The sequence below is a fragment of the Pseudomonas sp. dw_358 genome, from assembly GCF_018449655.1.
In the GTDB taxonomy this organism is placed as follows: Bacteria; Pseudomonadota; Gammaproteobacteria; order Pseudomonadales; family Pseudomonadaceae; genus Aquipseudomonas.
This window is the reverse complement of the sequence record NZ_JAAVUX010000003.1, coordinates 351,139-376,167: the sequence shown is the minus strand read 5'-3', so window position 1 is coordinate 376,167 and position 25,029 is coordinate 351,139. Positions and strand designations below refer to the sequence as shown.

General features: G+C 62.0%; 24 protein-coding genes and 1 riboswitch. Of the genes, 14 read left to right on the top strand and 10 right to left on the bottom strand.

The genetic code is table 11. The features are described 5' to 3' along the window. Positions 1–33: 33 nt before the first annotated feature. Entirely contained in the window at positions 34–1,215 is a 1,182-nt protein-coding gene (gene purT, locus HB675_RS07625) for a formate-dependent phosphoribosylglycinamide formyltransferase (RefSeq protein WP_213877249.1), read from the top strand. 3 nt (positions 1,216–1,218) lie between these two features. Here purT and HB675_RS07620 read toward each other — a convergent pair whose 3' ends face one another. The 3 genes from HB675_RS07620 to HB675_RS07610 are packed head-to-tail and all read right to left on the bottom strand — an operon-like array spanning position 1,219 to position 3,901. Further along, positions 1,219–1,995, bottom strand: a complete 777-nt coding sequence (locus HB675_RS07620; protein WP_213877248.1) for an ABC transporter ATP-binding protein — start codon at positions 1,993–1,995, stop codon at positions 1,219–1,221. Then, positions 1,992–2,807: an ABC transporter permease gene (locus HB675_RS07615; protein WP_213877247.1), complete on the bottom strand. Its 816-nt coding sequence runs from the start codon at positions 2,805–2,807 to the stop codon at positions 1,992–1,994. The genes HB675_RS07620 and HB675_RS07615 overlap by 4 nt, the downstream gene beginning before the upstream one ends. A 23-nt stretch (positions 2,808–2,830) precedes the next feature. Beyond that, a complete protein-coding gene (locus HB675_RS07610; protein ID WP_213877329.1) occupies positions 2,831–3,901 on the bottom strand; it encodes a putative urea ABC transporter substrate-binding protein in 1,071 nt (356 codons plus the stop codon). A gap of 72 nt (positions 3,902–3,973) precedes the next feature. Continuing rightward, positions 3,974–4,075: riboswitch (guanidine-I (ykkC/yxkD leader) on the bottom strand. A gap of 336 nt (positions 4,076–4,411) precedes the next feature. On the opposite strand from HB675_RS07610, the gene HB675_RS07605 reads away from it, so the two are divergent. Both HB675_RS07605 and HB675_RS07600 read left to right on the top strand, forming a co-directional pair. Beyond that, a complete protein-coding gene (locus HB675_RS07605; protein ID WP_213877246.1) occupies positions 4,412–4,810 on the top strand; it encodes a hypothetical protein in 399 nt (132 codons plus the stop codon). Positions 4,811–5,038: 228 nt separating this feature from the next. After that, on the top strand, positions 5,039–6,421 hold the full coding sequence (locus HB675_RS07600) for a lytic polysaccharide monooxygenase (RefSeq protein WP_213877243.1): 1,383 nt from the start codon (positions 5,039–5,041) through the stop codon (positions 6,419–6,421). Positions 6,422–6,455: 34 nt separating this feature from the next. On the opposite strand, the gene HB675_RS07595 is transcribed toward HB675_RS07600, so the two are convergent. Beyond that, positions 6,456–7,568 carry an enoyl-CoA hydratase/isomerase family protein gene (locus HB675_RS07595; protein ID WP_213877242.1) on the bottom strand — a complete coding sequence of 371 codons (1,113 nt, stop codon included), beginning with the start codon at positions 7,566–7,568 and terminating at the stop codon, positions 6,456–6,458. Between the two features lie 154 nt (positions 7,569–7,722). Here HB675_RS07595 and ung point away from each other — a divergent pair, with 154 nt between their 5' ends. Continuing rightward, positions 7,723–8,415, top strand: coding sequence for a uracil-DNA glycosylase (ung, locus tag HB675_RS07590; RefSeq protein WP_213877240.1), 693 nt, complete (start codon positions 7,723–7,725; stop codon positions 8,413–8,415). A gap of 8 nt (positions 8,416–8,423) precedes the next feature. On the opposite strand, the gene HB675_RS07585 is transcribed toward ung, so the two are convergent. From HB675_RS07585 to HB675_RS07575, 3 genes are read right to left on the bottom strand one after another with little or no spacing between them, the layout of a single operon-like run. After that, positions 8,424–9,938, bottom strand: coding sequence for a tripartite tricarboxylate transporter permease (locus tag HB675_RS07585; protein WP_213877238.1), 1,515 nt, complete (start codon positions 9,936–9,938; stop codon positions 8,424–8,426). Positions 9,939–9,941: 3 nt separating this feature from the next. Then, entirely contained in the window at positions 9,942–10,400 is a 459-nt protein-coding gene (locus tag HB675_RS07580; RefSeq protein WP_213877236.1) for a tripartite tricarboxylate transporter TctB family protein, read from the bottom strand. 27 nt (positions 10,401–10,427) lie between these two features. After that, positions 10,428–11,411: a tripartite tricarboxylate transporter substrate-binding protein gene (locus HB675_RS07575; protein WP_213877327.1), complete on the bottom strand. Its 984-nt coding sequence runs from the start codon at positions 11,409–11,411 to the stop codon at positions 10,428–10,430. A 107-nt stretch (positions 11,412–11,518) separates the two neighbouring features. On the opposite strand from HB675_RS07575, the gene HB675_RS07570 reads away from it, so the two are divergent. Together HB675_RS07570 and HB675_RS07565 are read left to right on the top strand one after the other, a co-directional pair. Then, entirely contained in the window at positions 11,519–12,190 is a 672-nt protein-coding gene (locus HB675_RS07570) for a response regulator (RefSeq protein WP_213877234.1), read from the top strand. Further along, positions 12,183–13,562, top strand: a complete 1,380-nt coding sequence (locus HB675_RS07565) for a sensor histidine kinase (protein WP_213877232.1) — start codon at positions 12,183–12,185, stop codon at positions 13,560–13,562. The genes HB675_RS07570 and HB675_RS07565 overlap by 8 nt, the downstream gene beginning before the upstream one ends. Before the next feature lie 12 nt (positions 13,563–13,574). Here HB675_RS07565 and HB675_RS07560 read toward each other — a convergent pair whose 3' ends face one another. After that, positions 13,575–14,387, bottom strand: a complete 813-nt coding sequence (locus HB675_RS07560; protein WP_213877231.1) for an HDOD domain-containing protein — start codon at positions 14,385–14,387, stop codon at positions 13,575–13,577. Between the two features lie 52 nt (positions 14,388–14,439). Next, a complete protein-coding gene (locus HB675_RS07555) occupies positions 14,440–15,381 on the bottom strand; it encodes a folate-binding protein YgfZ (protein ID WP_213877229.1) in 942 nt (313 codons plus the stop codon). A gap of 183 nt (positions 15,382–15,564) precedes the next feature. On the opposite strand from HB675_RS07555, the gene HB675_RS07550 reads away from it, so the two are divergent. Continuing rightward, entirely contained in the window at positions 15,565–15,819 is a 255-nt protein-coding gene (locus tag HB675_RS07550; protein WP_213877227.1) for a succinate dehydrogenase assembly factor 2, read from the top strand. Continuing rightward, positions 15,803–16,255, top strand: coding sequence for a protein YgfX (locus HB675_RS07545; protein WP_213877226.1), 453 nt, complete (start codon positions 15,803–15,805; stop codon positions 16,253–16,255). The genes HB675_RS07550 and HB675_RS07545 overlap by 17 nt, the downstream gene beginning before the upstream one ends. Here the strand turns inward: HB675_RS07545 and nadB are convergent. Continuing rightward, entirely contained in the window at positions 16,224–17,840 is a 1,617-nt protein-coding gene (gene nadB, locus HB675_RS07540; protein ID WP_213877224.1) for an L-aspartate oxidase, read from the bottom strand. The genes HB675_RS07545 and nadB overlap by 32 nt on opposite strands. Before the next feature lie 428 nt (positions 17,841–18,268). Between nadB and rpoE the strand changes: the two genes are divergently transcribed. The 6 genes from rpoE (at position 18,269) to lepB (ending at position 24,986) form a co-directional block, all read left to right on the top strand. After that, positions 18,269–18,850 (top strand): RNA polymerase sigma factor RpoE, encoded by a 582-nt coding sequence (rpoE, locus tag HB675_RS07535; protein ID WP_003252049.1) that lies wholly within the window; start codon positions 18,269–18,271, stop codon positions 18,848–18,850. Positions 18,851–18,880: 30 nt separating this feature from the next. Continuing rightward, a complete protein-coding gene (locus HB675_RS07530; RefSeq protein WP_213877222.1) occupies positions 18,881–19,465 on the top strand; it encodes an RseA family anti-sigma factor in 585 nt (194 codons plus the stop codon). Between the two features lie 8 nt (positions 19,466–19,473). Further along, the gene (locus HB675_RS07525) at positions 19,474–20,424 is read left to right on the top strand and encodes a MucB/RseB C-terminal domain-containing protein (protein WP_213877220.1); all 951 of its coding nucleotides are present in this window, start codon (positions 19,474–19,476) and stop codon (positions 20,422–20,424) included. A gap of 253 nt (positions 20,425–20,677) precedes the next feature. Further along, positions 20,678–22,114, top strand: coding sequence for a Do family serine endopeptidase (locus HB675_RS07520; RefSeq protein WP_213877325.1), 1,437 nt, complete (start codon positions 20,678–20,680; stop codon positions 22,112–22,114). A 211-nt stretch (positions 22,115–22,325) separates the two neighbouring features. After that, positions 22,326–24,122 (top strand): translation elongation factor 4, encoded by a 1,797-nt coding sequence (lepA, locus tag HB675_RS07515; protein ID WP_213877218.1) that lies wholly within the window; start codon positions 22,326–22,328, stop codon positions 24,120–24,122. A 9-nt stretch (positions 24,123–24,131) separates the two neighbouring features. Beyond that, positions 24,132–24,986, top strand: coding sequence for a signal peptidase I (lepB, locus tag HB675_RS07510; protein ID WP_213877212.1), 855 nt, complete (start codon positions 24,132–24,134; stop codon positions 24,984–24,986). The last annotated feature ends 43 nt before the right edge of the window (positions 24,987–25,029 follow it).

The following is a 25,029-nucleotide window of genomic DNA, read 5'->3' as shown; positions in this document are numbered from 1 at the left end:
CCCTTGATCCCGCCATACCCCTGAGGACCTGCAATGACCCGTATCGGAACCCCTCTGTCGCCCACCGCGACCCGCGTACTGCTGTGTGGCTGCGGCGAACTCGGCAAGGAAGTGGTGATCGAACTGCAACGTCTGGGCGTTGAAGTGATTGCCGTCGACCGTTACGCCAACGCGCCGGCCATGCAGGTCGCTCACCGCAGCCATGTGATCAACATGCTCGACGGCGCGTCGCTGCGAGCGGTGATCGAGGCCGAGAGGCCCCATTACATCGTGCCGGAAATCGAGGCCATTGCCACGGCCACGCTGGTGGAGCTGGAAGCGGAAGGCTTTACCGTGATCCCGACGGCCCGCGCCACGCAGTTGACCATGAACCGCGAAGGCATTCGTCGCCTGGCTGCCGAAGAGCTGGACCTGCCCACCTCGCCTTACCACTTCGCCGACACCTTCGAAGACTATCGCCAGGCCGTGCAAGACCTCGGCTTTCCCTGCGTGGTCAAACCAGTGATGAGCTCGTCGGGCAAGGGCCAGAGCCTGCTCAAGAGCGCAGCCGATGTGCAGAAAGCCTGGGATTACGCCCAGGAAGGTGGCCGCGCCGGCAAGGGCCGAGTCATCATCGAAGGCTTCATCGACTTCGACTACGAGATCACCTTGCTCACCGTGCGCCATGTCGGTGGTACCACCTTCTGCGCGCCGGTCGGCCATCGTCAGGAGAAGGGCGACTACCAGGAATCCTGGCAGCCTCAAGCCATGAGCCCGGTGGCGCTGGCGGAATCCGAGCGGGTTGCCCGCGCCGTGACCGAAGCCTTGGGCGGCCGCGGTCTGTTTGGTGTTGAGTTATTCATCAAAGGCGATCAGGTATGGTTCAGCGAAGTGTCGCCGCGCCCCCATGACACCGGCCTGGTGACCCTGATTTCCCAGGACCTGTCGCAATTCGCCTTGCATGCCCGTGCCATTCTGGGCTTGCCGATTCCGTTGATCCGCCAGTTCGGCCCGGCGGCTTCGGCGGTGATCCTCGTGGAGGGCCACTCGCAGCAGACTGCCTTCGCCAACCTGGGCGCAGCCCTCAGCGAGCCGGACACGGCGTTGCGCCTGTTCGGCAAGCCCGAAGTCAACGGCCAGCGCCGCCTCGGTGTGGCCTTGGCCCGCGACGAGTCCATCGACGCGGCGCGCAGCAAGGCCACGCGTTCGGCCCAGGCAGTCAAGATCGAGCTGTAACCGTCACGCCGGCTGCACTGCGCTCGACAGCAAGTCGGGCAAGGTGCGGCCACGGCTGCGCTCGGTATTGAGGGGCAGGTCGTAGGTGATCCGCGCGCCATAGGCTTGTGGCGCGTGAGGATCGACACGCACCTTGTCGAATACCAGCAGGCGTGTGCCCAGGCTGAACCCTTCGGCCAGGTCATGGGTGACCATGAACACCGTCAACCGCGTCTCCCGCCACAACTCCAGCAGCAAGTGATGCATGTCCTTGCGAATGCCGGGGTCCAGTGCCCCGAACGGCTCGTCCAGCAACAGCACCCGGGGTTTCATGATCAGCGCTTGAGCGATGGCCAGACGCTGCTGCATGCCGCCCGATAGCTGGCTGGGGTACTTCTTCAAGGAATGCCCCAGGCCGACCCGTTCCAACAGCTGCGCGGCCTGATCGCGGGCCTCGCTTTTCGCCCGGCCCAGCAGCCGCCCCAGCAGCGGGGCATGGGGCAGCTCCAGGCCGAGGGCGACGTTGTCCAGCACGCTCAGGTGGGAAAACACCGAATAGCGCTGAAACACCACACCACGGCTGGCGTCGGGCTCGTTACGCAAGGGTTGTCCGTCCAACAGGATCTGGCCTTTGCTCGGCACTTCCTGGCCCAGCAGCAGCCTCAGAAAAGTGGACTTGCCGCAGCCGGAGGTGCCCACCAGGGTGCAGAACTCGCCCTCGGCGATGCTCAGGTTCAGACGCTCCAGCACCACTTGCTCGCCGTATTGCTGCCAGACATTGTTGACGCTGATAAAGCTCATGGCCGTGCTCCCTCGTACCACGGAAACGCCAGCCGGGTCAGGCGCTTGAGGCCCATGTCCATCAGCCACGCCAGCAGGGTGATCCACACCACGTAGGGCACGATCACGTCCATGGCCAGGTAGCGACGGACCAGAAAAATACGGTAGCCCAGGCCATCGGTGGAAGCGATGGCCTCGGCCGCAATCAAGAACAGCCAGGCCGAACCCAGCACCAGACGCACGGCGATCAACAGGCGCGGCATCAGTTGCGGCAAGACGACCCGCAACAGCAGCGTCCAGGTGCTGGCACCCAGGGTCTGCGCCTTGATCAACAGTTCGACCGGAATGGACCGGGCATGTTGCTCCAGGTCCCTGGCCAGAATTGGCGTGATGCCGATGACAATCAGCATTACCTTGCTCAGTTCGTCCAGCCCGAACACGATGAACAGCACCGGCAGGATTGCCAGCGGCGGTACCATGGACAGGACGGTCAGCAACGGCGACAGGGTGGCGCCAAACAGCGGCAAAGTCCCCGCCGCGATCCCCAGACACAGCCCGGCCAAGGCACTGATGCCCAGGCCCATGGCCAGACGTCGCAGGCTTGCTTCGGTGTCTTGCCACAGCAAGTAACCACCGCTGCGTTTATCCTCCTCGAAAGCCATGCGCTTGACCGCATCGGTCATCTGCACGGCGCTGGGCAGCAGTTTGTCGTTGGGATTCTCCGCAAGCCGTGTGGCCGAGCCCATGAAATAGGCGCACAGCAACAAGGCAAACGGCAGGATGATCAGCAACAGCCGACCGGCACCGTCGGGGTGACGATTGATCAAACGCATGGTGAGGCCCTCTGGCATGCGGCTTAGAGTTTGCCGTCGGCGGCCATTTGTACAAAGGACGGGTCGAAGCGCAGTTTGGTGTTGCCCTTGTCACCCAGGCTGATGCCTTTGGCGAAGGTCATGCCGACCACGTTGGCGTCTTTGGCGCCGTCGCCCAGCAGGCCATGGGCGAAGGAAAACTGCGCGACTTTCTCCATGGTCGCAGGCAGGACAGGGCTGTTGGCGAATTCCAGAGCGTCCTTGGGCGTGTAGAACAGCTTGGTGGTGGCCAGTTGCGATTTGAAGCCGGCCAGATCGGTGCCTGAGGCCTTGGCCATGTGCTCAAGGGCGTCGGTGCTCTCGACCGATTGGCTGTTCATCAGCGCTACCACTTCGAACCAGGCGCCGGTCAAGGCCTTGCCCAAGGCCGGGTTATCTTTGAGGGTGGCGCTGTTGACCACCATCATGTCCATGATCTCGCCGGGGATCTTGCTCGAATCGAACACCTCAGTGACCCCGGGCTTGGCCTTGATGTCGGCGAGCATCGGGTTCCAGGTGGTCACGGCCTGGACCTGGTCGGTGTCGAAGGCGGCGGAAATATCGGCGTCGGAGGTGTTGACGACTTTGAGGTCCTTCTCGCTCAGGCCAGCTTGTTCCAGCCCCCGCGCCAGCAGGTAGTGTGAAACCGACAGCTCCACCAGGTTGACGCTCATGCCCTTGAGGTCGGCCAGGGTCTTGCCTTCGCCCTTGATCACGATACCGTCGTTGCCATTGGAGAAGTCGCTGACCACCAGTGCCGTGCTGTCCACGCCGCCGGCCGCCGGAATGGTCAGGGCGTCCATGTTGGTCATGGTGCAGCCATCGAACTGGCCAGCGGTGTATTGGTTGATGGATTCGACGTAATCATTGAGCTGCACCACGTCGATGGCGATGTGGTATTTGTCCGCCCATTTCTTGATGATGCCCTGCGCGCCCGCATATTCCCAAGGCATCCAGCCGGCATAGATCGTCCAGCAGACTTTGAAATGATCCTTGGTGGCGGCCTGGGCCGAAGTCACGGCGAGGGAAAGGGCGAGGGTAGCAGCGGCGAGGACGGGCAGACGGCGTTTGAGCAAGAAAGAGTTGAACATCGGAATTCTCCAGTTGAAGTGGGCGGACAGGAGCAGCGCGACACCGTAGGGTGGTCTGTCTCCCGGGCTTTTATCCCGCCGTGTAACCTCAACTGGAGGTCGCCAACTCTCGGACCAGCCACTCGCGTTCAGCGAGCCGGAACCCTAGTCAGCCATTTGCAAATTGTGGTGCCGCGAACCTGAGTTGACTCCTGCACGGCAAAGGTCAAGCGAGAGACGTGCCAATTTCCGCGGGGCTTGCTTTCTCTGGTCTGAACGGCGACAGGACGGGGGGAGCAGCGGGGGGATGCTGAATCATGGTGCGTTGCGCACCGTTTTTGCGCGGCCCTGACCCGGGCCTTGGCCAGTGTCAGCTTTGTGTAAAGCATGTTACCGCGCGTTACAAGAACCGCACAGCATGGCGATTTCGTGGTCTGATCCTGTGCCGGTGAACCCTAGATTCCCGGTGCTGGCCAGCGTCGCTGGTCGAGCCGTTTCGCGGTCCAGGAGGCCGCCATGTATAGCCGACTTCTGCTGATAGTCTTGCTGGGTTCGCTGATCACTGCCTGTGCTCCTTATGATGGAGGCGGCGGCTACTACCAATCGACCCAGGTTTACACATCCGATCCTTATCCCTATGGCTACGGCTGGGGTTACAGCGGTGGTTACTACCGCTACAACCGTGGCTATGCGCCCGGCCCTGGTTATTACCGACCGCCACCGGGGTACTACCGGCCACCGGGGGCGGGCTTTCGTCCCCCGGGAGGCGGCTTTCGTCCGCCGCCTGGCGGCGGGTTCAGACCGCCCATGGGTCATGGGCCCGGACCGGGTCGGCCCGGTGGCGGCCCACCGGGCGGCGGTCACGGCGGTTTCGGGGGCGGTCCAGGCGGTCACTCCGGCGGGGGCCAACGTTGATCCAGCCTTCTGCGCGGATGCACCTTCCCACGCAGGTCGGCGTGAACGTGTTAGTGACGTGTAAACGTCTGGTTCAATGCACCCGTTTTTGTAAGATTTTATATTGAATAACTGTCAATCCTGACAGTCGTTAACAGCACATCGTGGCACTAGCCTACGTTGGAAATCTGGTGACAGTGCAGCCGAACGAGCCGTCGGTTGTGCTCATGATTCTCAACGGAGGTGAGCATGCCCATTCGAAATTCCAAAGCGATCAGCCGGCCAAAAATCAACGACGATGCCTTGTCAAGCCGACATGGGCATATCTCATCGCCGCCTTCGCGCGCTTACAGGTTGTGGCAGGCCGGGGAGCTGGATACAGGCGAGCTGAATCAGCTCGAGGGCGGTAAATTTTTTCCACTGACCGCCGGTGGCGTGCGTGACAGTCTGGCCCCTACTGACGAGGCCAATGTTGCTCCTCCCCCCGACGGCAAGATTGCCAGTGGCGGTCATCCCACTGCCCAGGCGTTGGATGCTCCGGGTCGGCAATGGCCGAAAAGTACGGTGTACAGCGCTGAAATACTGGATTTCACCTGGGCTTTTACAGCGCCTCACAAAACGCGACGCTTCAATTACTTCGTCACTAAAGTTGGGTGGAACCCGGATCACCTATTGAGTCGCGCGCAGTTCGATCCCCTGCCGTTCTGGCAAGAAGAGAGTGCCTTGCAACCTCATTGGGACCACCCCGAGGCACTTCTGCCCGCGAATCCCTCTCGCCATGAAATTCCACTGCCGGAGCGCGAGGGGTACCACGTCGTATTGGCTATCTGGGAAATCGCCAATACGCCCATGGCCTTTTACCAAGTGGTCGATCTGGACTTTCTGCCTGCCGAGGGTGGGGATGAGCGGCCGTCGGCCCCCGCCCACCTGACGTTGGGTACGGTGACTGACTCCACCGTTGCGCTGGCGTGGGGAGCATCGAGTGGCGCGTCGCCTGTCGCGCACTACCTGGTCTTGCGTGACGGTATTCAGGTTGCCCAAGTCGGCGCATCGATTCTGGGCTGGACCGACACGACAGTCGCTCCCAGCACCTCTTACCATTATTTTGTCACGGCCATCGCGGCCAACGGTCACTCTTCAGCGCCCAGCAACACGGTAACCGCCGTCACCCAGGCGCCAGGGGGCGAAAACCCTCGGCCGACCCGGCCGGAAAACCTGCACGCCATGAACATCACGGCCACCAGCGTCGAGCTGATGTGGAGCGCTGCCAGCAGCAGTGCCGGGATCGCCCGTTACAAGCTCCAGCGCCTCGGCGATGTGGTTCAGGTCGTGTTGCCGCCGCAGACCCATACCATCGACACAGGGCTGGCGCCCAATACCCAGGTCGCCTACCTGGTATACGCCGAGGACAATAACGGCCGACAGTCCGCCAGCTCCAACATCATTGTGGTTCGAACACGGGCCGATGGCGGCACGGAGCCGGCATGGGCTCTCAATACGCTGTACACCGCTGGGGTATTGGTCGGCCACAACGGTCGGGACTGGCGTTGCCTGCAGACCCATACCTCGTATACCGCCGACTGGGCACCCGGTGCGCCTGGGGCGGAGTCACTCTGGGTGCCGGCGCCTTGAACGCGGCCTGCAGCCGAGAAAAAGCGGGCCGCACTCAGTATTCGGACAAATCCGCCAGCGGGTGGCGTCCCTCCCAGGCTTTGCTGAAGTGCGCATCCACCACCGCAAGGGGGATCTTGCTGACATCCGGCCAGTGCCAGCGGGGTTTGTGGTCTTTGTCGATGAGCCGGGAGCGCACGCCCTCGCTGAACTCGGGGTGACGACAGCAGTTCAGGCTCAAGGTGTATTCCATCTGAAAGACCTGGGCCAAGGACATATGGCGGGCACGGTGCAACTGTTCCCACACCAGATGCGCGGTCAGCGGACAGCCTTCGGTAAGGGTCCGGCTGGCCTTGGCCAACAGAGCGTCGGTGTGGTTGCGCAACATGCTCAGGGCTTTCCAGGCACAAGTCACGTCGGTGACATCCAAGGCGTGGTCGATTGGCTCCCTTCGGGGTAGCCATTGCGCTTCTGGCAGCTTGGTCACGGCCTGCTGTTCCAATGCCTTGAGCAAGCTGTTGAGTTGCGGCGCCGTTTGTTCCTGCCAATTGAGCTGGAGCAGGCCGTTGATCAAGGGCTCCTGTTGCGAGTCGTCGAGAAACCGGTCAGCCAGGCCAAGGTCAAGCGCATCGCGAGCATTGATGTGCGACCCGGTCAGGCCCAGGAACAGCCCCAGGCGCCCCGGCAGGCGCGAGAGGAACCAGCTGGCACCGACATCGGGAAACAGCCCGATGCTGATTTCCGGCATGGCCAGTCGACTGCTGGGTGTGACGATGCGCACCCCAGCCCCTTGCAGCAAGCCCAGACCGCCGCCCAACACATAACCGTGCCCCCAGCACAGCAAGGGCTTGGGGTAGGTGTGCAGGCGGTAATCCAAGCGGTATTCAGCAGCAAAAAAATGGGCGGCCAAGGGCGGCACGACGCCGGGCTCGCTGCGACATGCATTGACCAGGCTGCGCACGTCGCCCCCGGCGCAGAAGGCTTTTTCCCCATTGCCACGCAACAACACGCAGACCACTTGCGGGTCTTGGGCCCAGTTATCCAGACGTTCGGCCAACGCCTGAAGCATCGGCAACGACAACGCGTTAAGGCTTTTTTCCGCGTCCAATGTGGCGATGCCCAGGCGAGCGCCATCCACACCGGTCAATTCTTCAAAATGCAGATTCATTGAACCCTCTCGTCGAGTGATACCGTGGTCCGCTGTGGGCGGTGCCATCACTTGAGTATGGCTGCTGCGTCGAAACCCGCAGGCATCCGGTCGGATGGATTGACAAGCGCAGCGGGCTTTCCTAGTGTCGCGCATTGTTTCAACGGATGCAGACATGACCCAAGACGACCGTATCAAGCTCGAACCCAGCTGGAAGCACGCCCTGCGCGCCGAGTTCGACCAGCCCTACATGCAACAACTGCGCGAATTCCTGCGCGAGGAGCATGCCGCCGGCAAGGAAATCTATCCGCCCGGACCGCTGATTTTCAACGCCTTGAACCTGACACCGCTGGATCAGGTCAAGGTGGTCATCCTGGGCCAGGACCCATATCACGGTCCGGGCCAGGCCCACGGCCTGTGCTTTTCGGTGCAGCCGGGTATCCCCACGCCGCCGTCACTGGTCAACATTTATAAAGAGCTCAAGCGCGACCTCAATATCGACATCGCCGCTCACGGTTGCCTGCAGCATTGGGCCGAGCAGGGGGTGTTGCTGCTCAACACCACCTTGACCGTGGAGAGGGCCAATGCCGCTTCCCATGCCAACAAAGGCTGGCAGCATTTCACCGACCGGGTCATTCAAGTGGTCAGCGAACACCAACCCAACTCGGTGTTCCTGTTGTGGGGCGCCCATGCCCAAGGCAAACAGAAGTGGGTGGACGCCACCAAGCACCTGATCCTGACTTCGGTGCACCCATCGCCACTCTCTGCCTATCGTGGCTTTCTCGGCAATGGGCACTTTGGCCGAGCGAACAAGTTTCTCGAGCAGCACGGCCTGGCGCCGATCGACTGGCAATTGCCAGCGCTCTGAACCCTGCTTCAGACCTCGGAAGGTGCGCGGCGCAGTTTGGCGCGCTTGCGCCACAGCCTGAACAGCGGCAGTACCAGCACCACCGCGCTCAGGCACCAGACGCCGAGGGCAATCGGGCTGGCATAGAGGATGTCCAAAGCACCGCTGGAGATCGACAGCGCGCGACGCAGGTTCTGTTCCATCAGGCCGCCGAGAATGAAGCCCAGCAGAATCGGCGACAGCGGAAAGTCCAGTTTGCGCAGGGCGTAGCCGAAAATGCCGATGCCGATCATCAGGAACAGGTCGAACGTCGTGGCATGCACTGCGTAGACCCCGATGGCGGTGATGATGGCGATCACCGGCACCAGCGCCCAGTTCGGTACCGAGAGAATGCGGGTAAACACGCGGATCATCGGGATGTTGAGCACCACCAGCATGACGTTGGCGATGAACAGCGACGCGATCAGCCCCCAGACAATGTCCGGCTGCTGTTGAAACAACAGCGGGCCGGGGGTGATGTTGTACAGCGACAGGGCGCCGATCATCACCGCCGTGGTGCCAGAGCCCGGGACGCCCAAGGTCAGCATCGGCACCAAGGCGCCGCAGGCGGTAGCGCCGATGGCGGTTTCCGGTGCCGCGAGGCCACGTTTGTCGCCTTTGCCGAACTCGCCACTGGCGCCGGCCAGGCGCTTTTCCGTGGTGTAAGCCACGGCGCTGGCCAATGTCGCTCCTGCGCCGGGCAGCACACCCATGATGAAGCCTAGAACGCCGCAGCGGATGTTGACCCAGAACACCGAAGCCGCCTCCTTGACGTTGAACATCATGCGCCCGCTGGCCTTGACCGCTTTTTGGCCGTGATGGGTCTTTTCCAGCAGAAGCAGGATTTCACTGATGGAAAACAACCCCAGCACCAGCGCCACGAAGGGGATGCCGTCTGCCAGGTGGACCATGTCGCCAGTGAAGCGGTATACGCCGCTGTTGGCGTCGATGCCGATGCTGGCCAGGAACAGGCCGATCAGTGCGGCGACGAAGGTCTTCAGCGGTTTGTCTCCCGCCATGCCCCCGAGGCAGACAACAGCAAATACCATCAACACGAAATATTCCGCCGGGCCGAACGCGATGGCCCACTGCGCCAGCAGGGGTGCAAACAGCACCATGGCGCAGGTGGCGATCAGCGCTCCGATGAACGAGCTCCAGGCTGATAGCGACAGGGCGACGCCTGCCAGGCCGTTGCGCGCCATGGGGTAACCGTCGAGGGTGGTCATGACCGTGGAGGCCTCGCCGGGAATGTTCAGCAGAATCGAGCTGATGCGGCCGCCATATTCACAGCCCAGGTACACCGCCGCCAGCAGGATCAGCGCGGACTCCGGCGGCAGGCCGAGGGCGTAGGCAATCGGAATGAGCAAGGCCACGCCATTGATCGGTCCCAAGCCCGGGAGCAAACCGACCACGGTGCCGATCAGGGTGCCGCACAAGGCGGTGATCAGGTTGTAGGGCGTGAGGGCGACGCCGAAGCCCTGGCCCAGGTATCCAAGTGTGTCCACTGTTCAGTTCTCCAGAATATCGAGGACGCCCAACGGCAATGGCACGTCCATTGCCTTGTCGAACAGCAGGTACAAGCCGATGCTCATCAGGCTGATGACCAGCGCGGCGGGCAGCCAGCGGCCGCCGTATAGTCGCGCCATGGGAATACCTGCCAGCACGCTGGCGAGGATGAAACCGAGGGGCTCGAACAGCCCGGCGAACAGCAGCAACAACGCCGTGCACTGGGCGATCTTGGTCAGGGCAGCAGGGTCCAGCGCGGGCTCGTCGGCGTCCGGCACTGCCGCCACCGGCCGCCAGGCCATGTAGATCAGGGCCACAGCCATCAGCCCGAGGATGAGCAAGGGGTAGGCACGGGGCCCGACCGGCTCGTAGGAGAACGCCGCCTGATAGGGCCAGGCCATCGTGGCGAGCAAGGCGCAGGCGATCAGCAGTATCAGCGCAAGGATGCGTTGGGCAGTCATGGTCAGATTCCTTTACGGGCAGGCGAGCTATTGGATCAGGCCGAACTCCTGGGCCAGGCCCCTGTAGGTGGTCACCTGTTGTTTGACGTAAGCTTCCAATGACGGCCCGGTCATGGCGAACGGGAAGAGTTCGCGCTCCTCGCGCAAGGTCTTGAACGCGTCGGAGATCAACAAGCCGTCAAAGGCGGTTTTCCACCATGCGTACTCTGCGTCACTGACCTTGGGCCCGAGGTAGAAGCCGCGTACCACCGGCCAGACGATGTCGTAACCCTGTTCGCGAGCGGTGGGGATCTGGGCCATGCCGTCCTTTTCCAGGCGCTGTTCCGAGAACACCGCCAACAGGCGCATGCCACCGCTTTGCAGGTGTGGCATGGAATCGGAGATGTCGGTGCTGCCGACCTGGATATGGCCGCCGAGCAGCGCCGTGACAATTTCGCCGCCCCCTTCCAGCGCCACATAGCGCAGCTCGCGGGGGTTGACGCCGGCAGCCTTGGCGATCAAGGCGGTCTGCATCCAGTCCTGGCTGCCGACGGTGCCCCCGGCACCGATCACCACTTGGCTGGGGTTGTCTTTCAGGGCCTTGACCAGGTCGTCGAGGGTCTTGAAGGGCGAGTCGCTTTTCACCGCAATGGCGCCATAGCTGGTGCCCACGGCGGCCAGCCAGCGCACCGCGTTCTCGTCGTAGCGACCGAATTTGCCTTGGGCCAGGTTGAGCAGCGAGCCGCTGGACCAGGCCACCAGGGTGCCGGGATCGGCCGGGCGCTGGGCCACTACCGCGTTATAGGCCACAGCGCCCACGCCCCCCGGCATGTAGGTCACGCGCATGGCTTTGCCGAGAATCTTCTCGTTGACCAACGCACTCTGGATCAACTTGCAGGTGAGGTCGAAACCGCCACCGGGAGAGGCGGGAGCTATGCATTCGGGGCGTTTGGGCTCGGCGTACAGAGGCGCAACCAGCAGAAGTGTCGTGCAGGCGGCGATCGCCATCGGGCGCAGGAATCGCATCAGGATGTTTCTCCGATCTTGTTTTTGTCGTGAGGGAGCGGATGCTAAGCGCCGAACCTTTCAGCGACCTTTCACGCCGGCTTTTGCCACACCTATAACAACAGGAGAAACCGATGCGCGTGCTGCTCGTCGAAGACCATCCATCCCTGGCCGACAGCATTGTCCAGACCCTCAAGGCCGCTGGTCTGACCGTCGATGTGTTGAGCGACGGGATATTGGCCGACCTGGCGCTGACCGATGAGGATTACGCCATGGCCGTGCTCGATGTGGGCCTGCCTCGGCTGGACGGTTTTCAGGTGCTGGCCCGCTTGCGTGCCCGCGGCAAGACCCTGCCGGTGTTGATGTTGACTGCACGCAGCGACGTCAGGGACCGGGTCCACGGGTTGAATCTGGGGGCCGATGACTACCTCGCCAAGCCCTTCGCGTTGAGCGAACTGCAAGCCCGGGTCAACGCCTTGCTGCGGCGCACGGTGCTGGGCGGCGAGCGTCGGCAGCGGTGCGGGCCGCTGCTCTATGATCTTGATACCTCACGTTTCAGCCTGACCGAGCAACCCTTGATACTGACTGCCCGGGAACACTCGGTCTTGCAGGCGTTGATCGCGCGGCCCGGTCGGGTGATGAGCAAGGAGCAGCTGGCGGCAAAGGTGTTCGGCCTCGACGAAGAGGCCAGCGCCGAGGCTATCGAAATCTATGTGCATCGCCTGCGCAGAAAGCTTGAGGGCCACGCGGTGGCCATCGTTACCTTTCGCGGTCTGGGTTATCTGCTGGAGAGTCGGGATGCCTAGGGCCGAGAGTCTGCGCTGGCGGTTGCTGTGCAGTCTGGCCGTGCTGTTGGTGGTGCTGATGCTAGCCAGTGGCTTGAGTGCTTACTGGAACGGCCGCGAGGCCGCAGACACCGCCTATGACCGCACACTGCTGGCCTCGGCACGGACCCTCGCCGCGAGGCTGTCGCCCCATGAGGCCAGTCTCAGTGTCGAGGTGCCCTGGCTGGCCCTCGATACCTTCGCTTACGACAGCGCCGGGCGGATCTACTATCAGATCAATGATATTCAGGGCCGGCCGGTGTCCGGCTACGAAGACTTGCCGCCACCTCCCGCCGATGCGCCGCGCACGGATGATTATCCTGCCCTGGCGCGTTTCTACAGCGCCCGCTACCGCGGTCAGGACGTACGTGTCGTCAGCCTGCTCAAAGCCATCAGCGACCCGCAGATGAACGGCATGGTCGAAATCCGCGTGGCCGAAACCGATGAGGCGCGGGTGCGCATGGCGCGTAGCCTGATGAGCGACACGCTGTTTCGTCTGGGCCTGCTGGGCGTCGGCGCGCTGCTGCTGGTGTGGCACATGGTCAGCGCCGCGCTGCGACCTCTCGAGCGTCTGCGCATGGCGGTGGAGGCGCGACAGCCGGATGATTTGCGGCCATTGCCCGCGATCGACGTGCAGCAGGAATTGCGCCCCCTGGCCCGTGCCCTGGACCACTTCACCGCACGGTTACGCCAGCAGTTCAAACGTCAGGCGCAGTTCGTCGCTGAGGCGGCCCACGAGCTGCGCACGCCATTGGCGGCCCTCAAGGCGCGGCTGGAGCTGGGCCTGCGCGCCCCGGCGCCGGAAGAATGGCGACTGGCCTTGCAAGCGGCGGCCCACAGCACTGATCGCCTGGTTGGTCTGGCCAACCAGTTGTTGTCTCTGGCCCGGATCGAAAACGGTGCCCGGGCCATGACCGACGGTGGCGCACAGCCCGTCGACCTGGCGCAGTTGGCGCGCGAACTTGGCCTGTCCATGGCCGCCCTGGCCCACGGCCGTGGCGTGGCGCTGGCGCTGGAGGCAGAGCAGCCCGTGTGGCTACGGGGCGACCCGACGCTGTTGTATGAACTGCTGAGCAACCTGGTGGACAACGCGTTGGCCCACACCCCCTCAGGTGGCAGTGTGATCTTGCGCGTGAGCTGGCCGGCGGTGTTGGAGGTGGAGGACGATGGGCCCGGCATCCCGACCGAGGAGCGCGAACGGGTGTTCGAGCGCTTTTACCGGTGCGGCACCCAGGGTACCGGCTTGGGCCTCGCGATTGTCGGCGAGATATGCCGCGCGCACCGGGCCCAGGTGAGCCTGCACGAAGGCGGGAAGGGAGGGTTGCGGGTGCGGGTGGCGTTCACGGCCGTCTGATCAGCTCGGATGTCAGCAGAACATGTCCCTGGCTGCCTGCAGTTGTTCTTCGGTCATGGGCGCGCGCGAATGCATGCGCAGTTGCCTGTAGGCGGGCAGATCGGAAATCCCCAGCACCGGATCGCGGCCGCGCTGGTTGAGCAGGGTCGCCACTTGCACGACATCGCCATAGTCGGCGCGCGGCGACTCGCGCTCGCGGTCCAGGTACTGTCCGGGCACTTTGGCCAGGGCAAGGGGGAACTCCCACTTACGCAGGATCTTGGCGCCGATCACCGGGTGGATGGCGTCGATCACGTGGTTCAGGCACACGGGGTCGGACAGCAATTCATTGTTGTCCTGGGCGTAGGTAAGAATGGGCAGCACGCCGATCTGGTGGATCAAGCCGGCCAGGGCCCCTTGATCCGGTTCCAGGCCATCGAAGCGACGGCAGATTTCGTAGCTGATCCCGGCAATTTCCTGACTCTGCTGCCAGACCTCGCGCATTTTGTGCTCGACCACGCTGGAACGAGCGTGAAAGATCTGTTCAATGACCAGGCCGATGGCGAGGTTGCAACTGTAATTGACCCCCAGTCGGGTGATCGCAGTGTGCAGGTCGGTGACTTCGACCGTGGCCCGCAACAGCGGACTGTTGACCACCTGGATCAGGCGGGCGGCCAGTGCCGCATCGCGACCGATCACGCGGCTGAGCTGACTGACGCTGATTTCGCTGTCTTCGGCCGCCTCACGTATCGCCAAGGCCACCTCGGGAAGCGTCGGCAATACCAGGTCGTCCTTGTCTATGGCTGTCAGCAGATCCTTCTGCACCACTTCGGCCAACTCGCTCATCTGGGTTTCTCTATCGGAAAATCAGCACTTCAGGGCACAGAACAAGCGCGAATCAGCGCTGGATCTCGCGGTCACGGTCCAATGTGTAGGGCAATTCCAGCAGTGCCAAGCGAGCCCCATCGGGCGTGCCCAGATGCAATTCGCCTTGCTCGGCCGCATCGTTTCGCAGCACAGCCAGCAATTCGATGCCCTGTTCTCCCCGGGCGGCCAGGGCGACATCGCCGACGGCGCTGGCATGCACCGGCGAGAACAGCTCGGCGCCAGGCTCAGGTAATACGTCGCCTTCAAGGTGCAAGCGGTACAGGCGCTGCTTCAGCTTGCCGAGGTATTGCATGCGCGCGACGATTTCCTGACCGGTGTAGCAGCCTTTCTTGAAGCTGACACCGTCCACGGCCTGCAGGTTGAGCATTTGCGGGATGAATGCTTCGCGGGTCTGGGGCATGACCTGAGCGATGCCGGCGCGAACCTGGCCCAGCAACCAGTCGTTCAGCCTGGCCTCGCGTGCCTGTCCTGCGAGGCGGCGGTGCAGCTCAAGGGCCTGATCGGCGGGCGCCCAGAGCTCTGCCCGCTCGGGAGAGACCCTGACCGCGATCAAGCCTTCGGCGCGGACCACGGCGCCGGACTGAGCAGCAAGCTCGAGGCCCAGGCCGGTCAGCAGCGCATCGGCATGATCGAGCCCATAGCGGACCCAGGAAGCACTTTCATCGGTGAGCTTTGACTTGGAAAACACCGCGTATTTCTTCAGATCAGCCAGCTGTGGCTCGATCAACTCATGGGCCATTGCCAGCAGGACGCCGTCGCCTTCCAACAGGATGCGAAAGCTCGATTGCATGCGCCCCTTCTGGGTGCAGCGTGCACCCAGACTGGCATGATGTTCATCAAGGTAATTGATGTTACAGGTCAATTGACCCTGCAGGAACTTGCCAGCATCCGAGCCGCGCACGGCCAGGATGCCTTCGTGGGACAGCACGCAGAAAAATGCGGAATCGGCCATGGGTCTTCGCTGGAATGGGATACTGGGCACCATGATAGAGCGCGCCGGGGAAAATAGGTAGGCGGCTTCCCACTATTACGGCTACTGGCGGTGACGGAGCCGGACCGTCATGGGCGGTTACCACGGCCCGCTCCGGGGTACACGGCTTCCTGTATACTTCTCGCCTGTCCAAAGGAGAGCTCCATGGTTGAAGACGTAGAACTGAATCGGCTCTACTGGCATAGCCGCCGCGGCATGCTGGAGCTGGATGTGTTGCTGGTGCCGTTCGTGCGCGAGGTCTATCCGCACCTCGACAAGGCCGACCGCGAGTGCTACACCCGCTTGCTCGAATGCGAGGATCAGGACATGTTCGGTTGGTTCATGGAGCGGGCGGAGTCCGAGGATCCCGAGCTGCAACGCATGGTTCGCATGATACTGGACCGTGTCCAGCCCAAGTGACCGTTTCGAATGCCGCTGGCAGCCGTCCCGGCGCCTGCTTGGCGCCTATGCGGCAGGGCAGGGTATGGCGCTGCTGGCCTTGGTCTTGCTGGATATCGATACGCTGTTTCGTGCCTTGGGCATAGCGGTCTGTGTGGTGCACGCCCTTTGGCAGGTGCCGCGGACCATCAGTTTGAGCCATGTTGCTGCCTGGCGCGCTCTGCGCCACGACGGGCAGGGTTGGCAGCTGTGGAGTCCGGCACTGGGCTGGCGCAGCGTGCAGCTACAGGCTGATTCGCTCGCCACCCCTATGCTGATTGTGTTGCGCTGGCGTCAGTCGGGCCAGTGGTTCAGCCGCAGCCTGTGCCTGCCGGCCGACACCCTGAGCGCCGATCATCACCGCAGGCTGCGGGTGCTGCTCAAGTTCAGCCGTTCCAGGTGGGCGGCAGCACAATAGTGTCGCGGGCTTCGGGGAGTATTTCCGGGTAATCCAGGGTGTAGTGCAGTCCACGGCTTTCCTTGCGTTGCATGGCCGACTCGATCATCAATTCGGCCACCTGAGCCAGATTGCGCAGCTCGATCAAATCGCGGCTGACCTTGTAGTTGCTGTAGAACTCATCGATCTCGCCGAGTAGCAGGCGGACCCGGTGCCGAGCGCGCTGGAGTCGTTTGTTGGTGCGCACGATGCCGACGTAATCCCACATGAATCGCCGTAGTTCGTCCCAGTTATGCGCAATGATCACATCTTCGTCAGAATCCGTCACCTGGCTGGCGTCCCAGGCGGGCAAGGATTCGGGCATCGCCACCGTGGTCAATTGCTCGAGGATGTCCACCGCTGCCGAGCGACCGTAGACGAAACATTCGAGCAGCGAGTTGCTGGCCATGCGATTGGCGCCGTGCAGACCGGTGAAGCTGGTTTCGCCGATGGCATACAACCCGGGTACGTCAGTTTGCCCACGCGCGTCGACCATCACGCCACCACAGGTGTAGTGTGCTGCCGGGACCACCGGGATAGCCTGGCGAGTGATGTCGATGCCGAATTCCAGGCAGCGGTCATACACCGTGGGAAAGTGCAGCTTGATGAATTCAGCCGGTTTGTGGCTGATGTCCAGGAATACGCAGTCGATGCCCAGGCGTTTCATCTCATGGTCGATGGCGCGGGCCACGACATCCCGGGGCGCCAACTCGGCGCGGGTGTCGAACCGTGGCATGAAGCGTTCGCCGTTGGGCAGTTTCAAGTGGGCGCCTTCGCCGCGTAGGGCTTCGGTAATCAGAAAGCTTTTGGCCTGGGGGTGATACAGACAGGTGGGATGAAACTGGTTGAATTCCAGGTTGGCCACGCGGCAGCCCGCGCGCCAGGCCATGGCGATGCCGTCGCCGCAGGCGCCGTCGGGGTTGCTGGTGTACAGGTAGACCTTGGCGGCGCCGCCCGTGGCAACCACCACGAAGCGCGCCGCGAAGGTGTCGACTTCGCCAGTGCCACGGTCCAGCACGTAGGCGCCCAGGCAGCGATCGCCGGCCTGGCCGAGGCGACGCTCGGTAATCAGGTCGACGGCGACACGCTGTTCCAGCAACTCGATGTTGGGCTGATCCTGAGCCTTGGCCAGTAGCGTGCGAAAGATCGCGGCCCCGGTGGCATCGGCGGCGTGGATGATGCGCCGATGGCTGTGGCCGCCTTCCCGGGTCAGGTGAAATTCGAAGTGCTGGTCAGGGTTGTCGCCATGTTCATCGCGGGTGAAGGGCACCCCTAACTCGATCAGCCATTCGATGGCTTCGCGACTGTGCTCCACCGTGAAGCGGACGGCGTCTTCGTGGCACAGGCCGCCCCCGGCTCCCAGCGTATCCTCGACATGGGACTGCACGGTGTCGGTATCATCGAGCACGGCGGCCACGCCGCCCTGGGCCCAGAATGTCGAACCGTTGGCCAGATCGCCCTTGCTCAGCACCGCGATGCGCACGTGGGCGGGCAGGTTGAGGGCCAGGCTCAGGCCCGCGGCGCCACTGCCAATGATCAGGACGTCGTATTTAAACTGTCGGCTCATGAGGATTCCGCGATAAGCATTATTGTTGTGGGCGCTATTTTGTAAGCTGCCGTGTGGAGCATTATGCTGACGTCAGTAGTATATCGACGCGCTGGGTTGCACAATAGCGGGCCGCGGTCTTGCAAATGTCCGGTTACATCTCCATTTTAAAATTTGAACTTTCTGTAAATCCCTGGAATCAATAGAAGGTTACCCCCTCAGACGGGGGAGCAGCGTCGACCCGTCGCCGTACCCACTGCGGCGCAGGGCGACGACAAGATTATTGACGCGGCCGGCCAGGACCGGGCCGCGTTTTTCGTGCAGGCAAAAACAAGGTCTGCAGGAAACTTGCCTGGAAGGGGAGAACTTTTGCGAAAAGCCCGAGTCTATGGTTGCAAGCCTGAACACTGGCCAGAGCGACGCTCCTTCAGGTTCAACGAGGAGTGTTCATGCTAACCCAGGAAGAGGATCAGCAGCTGGTCGAGCGCGTACAGCGTGGCGATCGGCGAGCTTTCGATCTGTTGGTGCTGAAGTATCAGCACAAGATTCTCGGGTTGATCGTGCGGTTTGTGCACGACACCCATGAAGCCCAGGACGTGGCGCAGGAAGCCTTTATCAAGGCGTACCGTGCCCTAGGCAATTTTCGCGGCGACAGTGCGTTTTATACGTGGCTGTACCGTATCGCCATCAACACGGCGAAAAACTATCTGGTGTCCCGCGGACGCAGGCCACCGGACAGCGATGTGAGTTCCGAGGATGCTGAGTTCTACGATGGCGATCATGGCCTCAAGGATCTCGAGTCCCCTGAGCGATCGTTGTTGCGGGACGAAATCGAAGGCACCGTCCATCGAACCATCCAGCAGCTTCCCGAAGATTTGCGTACGGCGCTAACTTTGCGTGAATTCGACGGTCTTAGTTATGAGGACATTGCCAGCGTCATGCAGTGCCCGGTCGGTACCGTGCGGTCGCGGATTTTCCGTGCACGGGAGGCCATTGATAAAGCCTTGCAACCTTTGTTGCAGGAAACCTGAGACAGCGGCGACAGCCAAGAGAGGAACGCAATGAGTCGTGAAGCCCTGCAGGAATCGCTGTCCGCGGTGATGGATAACGAAGCGGACGAATTGGAATTGCGCCGGGTCATCGCGGCCTTGGAAAATCCTGAAACTCGTGCCACTTGGGCTCGTTATCAGGTTGCCCGGGCGGTGATGCACAAGGACCTGCTGGACCCGCATCTGGACCTTTCGGCTGCTGTATCTGCTGCGATCGCTGACGAAGTGGCACCGGCCAAGCCGGGGCGCAGCCCATGGCGCAGCTTGGGTCGACTGGCGGTGGCCGCGTCGGTGACTGTCGCGGTGCTCGCCGGTGTTCGTCTGTATAACCAGAACGAAATCACGGGTGCTCAACTGGCCCAGCAGCAGCCTGCCCAGCAAACCATGGGTGTGCCTCAGGTCAAGGGTCCGGCCGTGCTTGCCAACTACAGCGAGAGCTCCGATCAGGCACCGGGCCCCATGGCCAGTGGCGTGATCCAGGGTCAGGCTGACGAGCGTCTGCCCGGCTATGTGCGTCAGCATGCTCAAGAAGCCGCCGGAAAGGGCGTCGAAGGGGCGCTGCCTTACGCACGTGCTGCCAGCCTGGAAAACCGTTAAGGCGGACCATGCGCGCTTTTCCTTTGACAGCTGTCCTGCTTGTTGGATGTTTCGCTGCCCCTGCGTTTGCCGCGACCGATGCCGCTCAATGGCTCGGTCGCATGGCGCAGGCCGAGCAGCAGCAAAGTTTCCAGGGCACGTTCATCTATGAGCGTGCTGGCAGTTTCTCCTCCCATGATATTTGGCATCGTGCCAATCAGGGCCGGGTCAGCGAGCGGCTTTATCAGCTCGACGGTCCGCCCCGTGAGGTACTGCGCGTGGATGACTCGCTGCGCTGCGTGAGTGGTTCATCGCCCATGCCTGGCGCAGGTGCAGCATCCTCCAGTCCGATACTGGACCCCCTCAAGCTGATGTCCTGGTACACCTTGAACGTCGGCGGCGAATCTCGCGTGGCCGGGCGCGAGGCTGTGGTGGTCACCCTGACACCCAAGGACCAGCAACGCTATGGCTTCGAGATGCATCTGGACAAACAGACCGGGTTGCCGCTCAAATCTTTGTTGCTCAACGACAAAGGCCAGTTGCTGGAGCGATTCCAGTACACCCGGTTCAGCACCGACGCGCCCTCGGACACCGATCTGACAGCCACCGATGACTGCAAGCCTGTAGCGCCGGCGAATCAGCGTGCCGACACCTCGCCGGCACCTTGGCGCAGTGACTGGTTGCCGGCCGGGTTCGAGTTGCTCGGCCAGTCAGCACACCTCGATCCCCAGCGCAAGGTCGTAGTCGCCAGCTTGATGTACGGCGATGGTTTGGCGCGCGTGTCAGTGTTCATCGAGCCGCTGGCCGCCAACGAAACAGCCGATACCCATGCCCAGTTGGGTCCCACGGCAGCCGTGTCGCGCCGTTTGGCAGGCAAGGGCGGTGATTTGCTGGTGACGGTAGTGGGCGAGGTGCCAATCGGTACTGCCGAACGTATCGCGTTGTCCGTGCGTGCCGACGATGTGAAAACCAGCCCATGACAGCGCGGCCTCTCCTGAAATATTGAGTGACATAGTGTTAATAGGACTGGCTTTGCGTGCATGGCAACATGAGTTTCGACCGCGTCACGCCGCGTGCCAGATGAAATCTGCAACCGTTCGGTTGCAAAGCGCCTGCAATCAAAGCTTCTATAGATCAGCCCTCACGGGGGCTGGCCTTGTCTGCCACCAGGGGTGTCCGATATCCCGAAGGCGCTGCTCAACCATGCTCGTTATGAACGGGAGCCGTATGTCCATACCAAGTTTGAAATCTTACCTGTCGTTCTTTGCCGCGGTGCTGATGCTCGGCCAGGTCGTGTCGGCTCAGGCCGAGGCACTGCCGGACTTCACCGGTCTGGTGGAGCAGGCCTCCCCCGCGGTGGTCAACATCAGTACCACCCAGAAGCTCCCCGATCGCTCCGTGGCCGATTCGCAGATGCCGGATCTGGACGGCCTGCCGCCCGCCTTTCGCGAGTTTTTCGAGCGCAGCCTGCCGCGCAAGTCGCCCAACGGAAAGTCGCCGCGCGGCGACCGTCAACGTGAGGCGCAGTCGCTGGGCTCGGGCTTCATCATTTCCAGTGACGGCTACGTGCTGACCAACAACCATGTGATCGCCGATGCCGATGAAATCATCGTGCGTCTGGCAGACCGCTCGGAACTGAAGGCCAAGCTGGTCGGTACCGATCCGCGCACGGATGTGGCCGTTCTGAAGATCGACGGCAAGAACCTGCCCACCGTCAAGCTGGGCGACTCGGACAAACTCAAAGTGGGTGAATGGGTATTGGCCATCGGTTCGCCCTTCGGTTTCGACCATTCGGTAACCAAGGGTATCGTCAGCGCCAAGGGCCGCAGCCTGCCGAACGACTCCTACGTGCCGTTCATCCAGACCGACGTGGCGATCAACCCGGGCAATTCCGGTGGTCCGTTGTTCAATATGGCGGGGGAAGTGGTCGGCATCAACTCGCAGATATTCACCCGTTCCGGTGGCTTCATGGGGCTTTCCTTTGCCATTCCGATCGACGTGGCCATGGACGTGGCCAACCAGTTGAAGAAAGACGGCAAGGTCAGCCGCGGCTGGCTGGGCGTAGTCATTCAGGAAGTCAACAAGGACCTGGCCGAGTCGTTCGGTCTGGACAAGCCGGCCGGAGCCCTGGTGGCCCAGGTACTGGACGATGGCCCGGCGGCCAAAGGTGGGCTGAAGGTGGGTGACGTGATCCTCACCATGAACGGGCAGCCGATCATCATGTCTGCTGACCTGCCTCACTTGGTAGGTGGCCTCAAGGCCGGTGCCAAAGCCGATCTCGAAGTGATTCGCGATGGCAAGCGCCAGACCCTGAGCATCACCGTGGGTGCCTTGCCGGATGACGACGAGGATGGCGCCAGCGTGACCCCTAAAGCGGCCAACGAGAGCAGCAGCGACCGCCTCGGCGTCTCGGTGACTGACCTGACCGCTGACCAGAAGAAGACGCTGGATCTGCAGGGGGGCGTGGTAATCAAGGATGTTCAGGATGGCCCGGCCGCCGTCATCGGCCTGCAACCAGGTGATGTCATCACCCACTTGAACAACCAGGCGATCGGCACGGCGAAGGAATTTGCCGAAGTGGCGAAGGGCTTGCCGAAGAACCGTTCGGTGTCGATGCGAGTCTTGCGTCAGGGGCGCGCCAGCTTCATTACGTTCAAGCTGTCCGAGTAGTCCGCAGGCGCCGCTGATCCGGCGCATTGGAAGCCCGCGACAGGCAAGATCACAGGATTTGTGTCTTGTCTGTCGCGGGCTTCCGTGCACTCCTACGTCTGAATGTCCTGGGCGTCGCCCTGCGGTCACACACAACACCGGCCAAATAAGGTACAATTCCCGGCTATTTTTCGTTGGGCCCCCTGCCCGCAGCCATTTTGAGTGTTGATCCGTGAGTGATTTGAGTCATATCCGCAATTTCTCCATCATCGCCCACATTGACCACGGCAAGTCGACCCTCGCCGATCGGTTCATCCAGATGTGCGGCGGCCTTGCCGATCGCGAGATGGAAGCTCAGGTCCTCGACTCCATGGATCTGGAGCGCGAGCGCGGCATCACCATCAAGGCTCACAGTGTGACCCTGCACTACAAGGCGCAGGACGGTAAAACCTATCAACTGAATTTCATCGATACCCCCGGCCACGTCGACTTCACCTATGAAGTCAGCCGCTCGCTGGCAGCCTGTGAAGGTGCCTTGCTGGTGGTGGACGCAGGGCAGGGTGTCGAGGCGCAATCGGTCGCCAACTGCTACACGGCGATCGAGCAGGGCCTGGAAGTCATGCCCGTGCTCAACAAGATGGACCTGCCGCAGGCCGACCCGGACAAGGTCAAGGACGAGATCGAGAAGATCATCGGCATCGATGCCACCGACGCCGTTGCGTGCAGCGCCAAGAGCGGCATGGGCGTGCTCGAAGTGCTCGAGCGCCTGGTGCAGACGATCCCGGCACCCACCGGCGACATCGAAGCGCCGTTGCAGGCCTTGATCATCGATTCCTGGTTCGACAACTACTTGGGCGTCGTCTCGCTGGTGCGTGTCCGCCACGGGCGGGTGAAGAAGGGCGACAAGATTCTGGTCAAGTCTACCGGCAAGGTGCATCTGGTGGACAGCGTGGGCGTGTTCACGCCCAAGCACACCGCCACCGCCGACCTCAAGGCGGGTGAAGTGGGTTTCATCATCGGCAGCATCAAGGACATTCACGGTGCTCCAGTGGGCGATACGCTGACCTTGAGCACCACCCCGGACGTCGACGTGCTGCCTGGCTTCAAGCGCATTCAGCCGCAGGTCTATGCCGGCTTGTTCCCGGTGAGCTCCGAAGACTTCGAGGATTTCCGCGACGCCCTGCAAAAACTGACGCTCAATGACTCCTCCCTGCAGTATTCGCCGGAAAGCTCCGACGCACTGGGCTTCGGCTTCCGTTGCGGTTTTCTGGGCATGCTGCACATGGAAATCATCCAGGAGCGCCTGGAGCGCGAGTACGACCTGGACCTGATCACCACGGCGCCGAGCGTAATCTTCGAAGTGCTCCTGAAGAACGGCCAGACCGTCTACATCGACAACCCGTCCAAGCTGCCGGACGTGTCATCGGTCGAGGATTTCCGCGAGCCGATCGTCGCGGCGACTATTCTTGTGCCTCAGGAGCACCTGGGCAACGTCATTACGCTGTGCATTGAAAAGCGCGGGGTTCAGCGTGATATGCAGTTCCTGGGTTCCCAGGTGCAAATCCGTTACGACTTGCCGATGAACGAAGTGGTGCTGGACTTCTTCGATCGTTTGAAGTCCACCAGCCGTGGCTATGCTTCGCTGGACTACCATTTCGATCGTTACCAGTCGGCCAACCTGTCCAAGCTGGACGTATTGATCAACGGCGACAAGGTCGATGCCCTGGCATTGATCGTGCACCGTGACAACGCGGCCTACAAGGGCCGGGCGCTCACGGAGAAAATGAAAGAACTGATTCCGCGGCAGATGTTCGATGTGGCGATCCAGGCGGCCGTTGGCGGCCAGATCATTGCGCGGACCACTGTCAAGGCGCTCAGAAAGAACGTACTGGCCAAATGCTACGGCGGCGACGTCAGCCGAAAGCGCAAGCTGTTGGAAAAGCAGAAGGCCGGTAAGAAACGCATGAAGCAGGTCGGCAACGTGGAAATTCCACAAGAAGCCTTCCTTGCCGTGCTCAGGTTGGAATAGTCAGGTCCTATGTCACTAAATTTCCCGCTGTTGCTGGTTATTGCTGTCGCCGTCTGCGGTCTGCTGGCGCTGGTCGATCTGCTCATCCTGGCGCCGCGTCGGCGCACGGCCATCGCCACCTACGAAGGCAGCGTCACGCAGCCGGACACCACGGTGGTCGAGCAGCTGAACAAGGAGCCGTTGCTGGTCGAGTACGGCAAGTCGTTCTTTCCGGTCCTGTTCATCGTGCTGGTGCTGCGCTCGTTTCTGGTTGAGCCCTTCCAGATCCCTTCGGGCTCGATGATGCCGACGCTGGAAGTGGGCGATTACATCCTGGTGAATAAATTCGCCTACGGCATTCGCTTGCCGGTGATAGACAAAAAGATCATTCCGATCGGTGATCCACAGCGCGGCGACGTGATGGTGTTTCGCTACCCCAGCGACCCAAGTGTCAACTACATCAAGCGAGTGATCGGCCTCCCGGGCGACAAGATTCGCTATACCAACGACAAGCAGCTTTATGTCAATGACCAGTTGGTGTCCAAGGAGCTGCTCGGCTCCGAGCCTGGCAGCCTTGATACGGTGAAGCTGTACCGTGAGCATCTGGGCAATATCGAGCACATGATCCGCGAGGAAATGAGTCGTTACCGCGCGCCGCCCGACAGCCAGTGGACCGTCCCGGCTGGCCATTACTTCATGATGGGCGACAACCGCGACAACTCCAACGACAGCCGTTACTGGGATGACCCCAGGATTCCCAAGGACCTGCTGGGCATGGTCCCCGACGAGAATATCGTTGGCAAGGCTTTCGCGGTCTGGATGAGCTGGCCGGATCCGAAGTTCAGTCACTTGCCAAGCCTGTCGCGGGTCGGTCTGATCAAGTAGTCAAGCGCGGCGCCATCCCATGGATGGCGCCGAATGCTTTCAA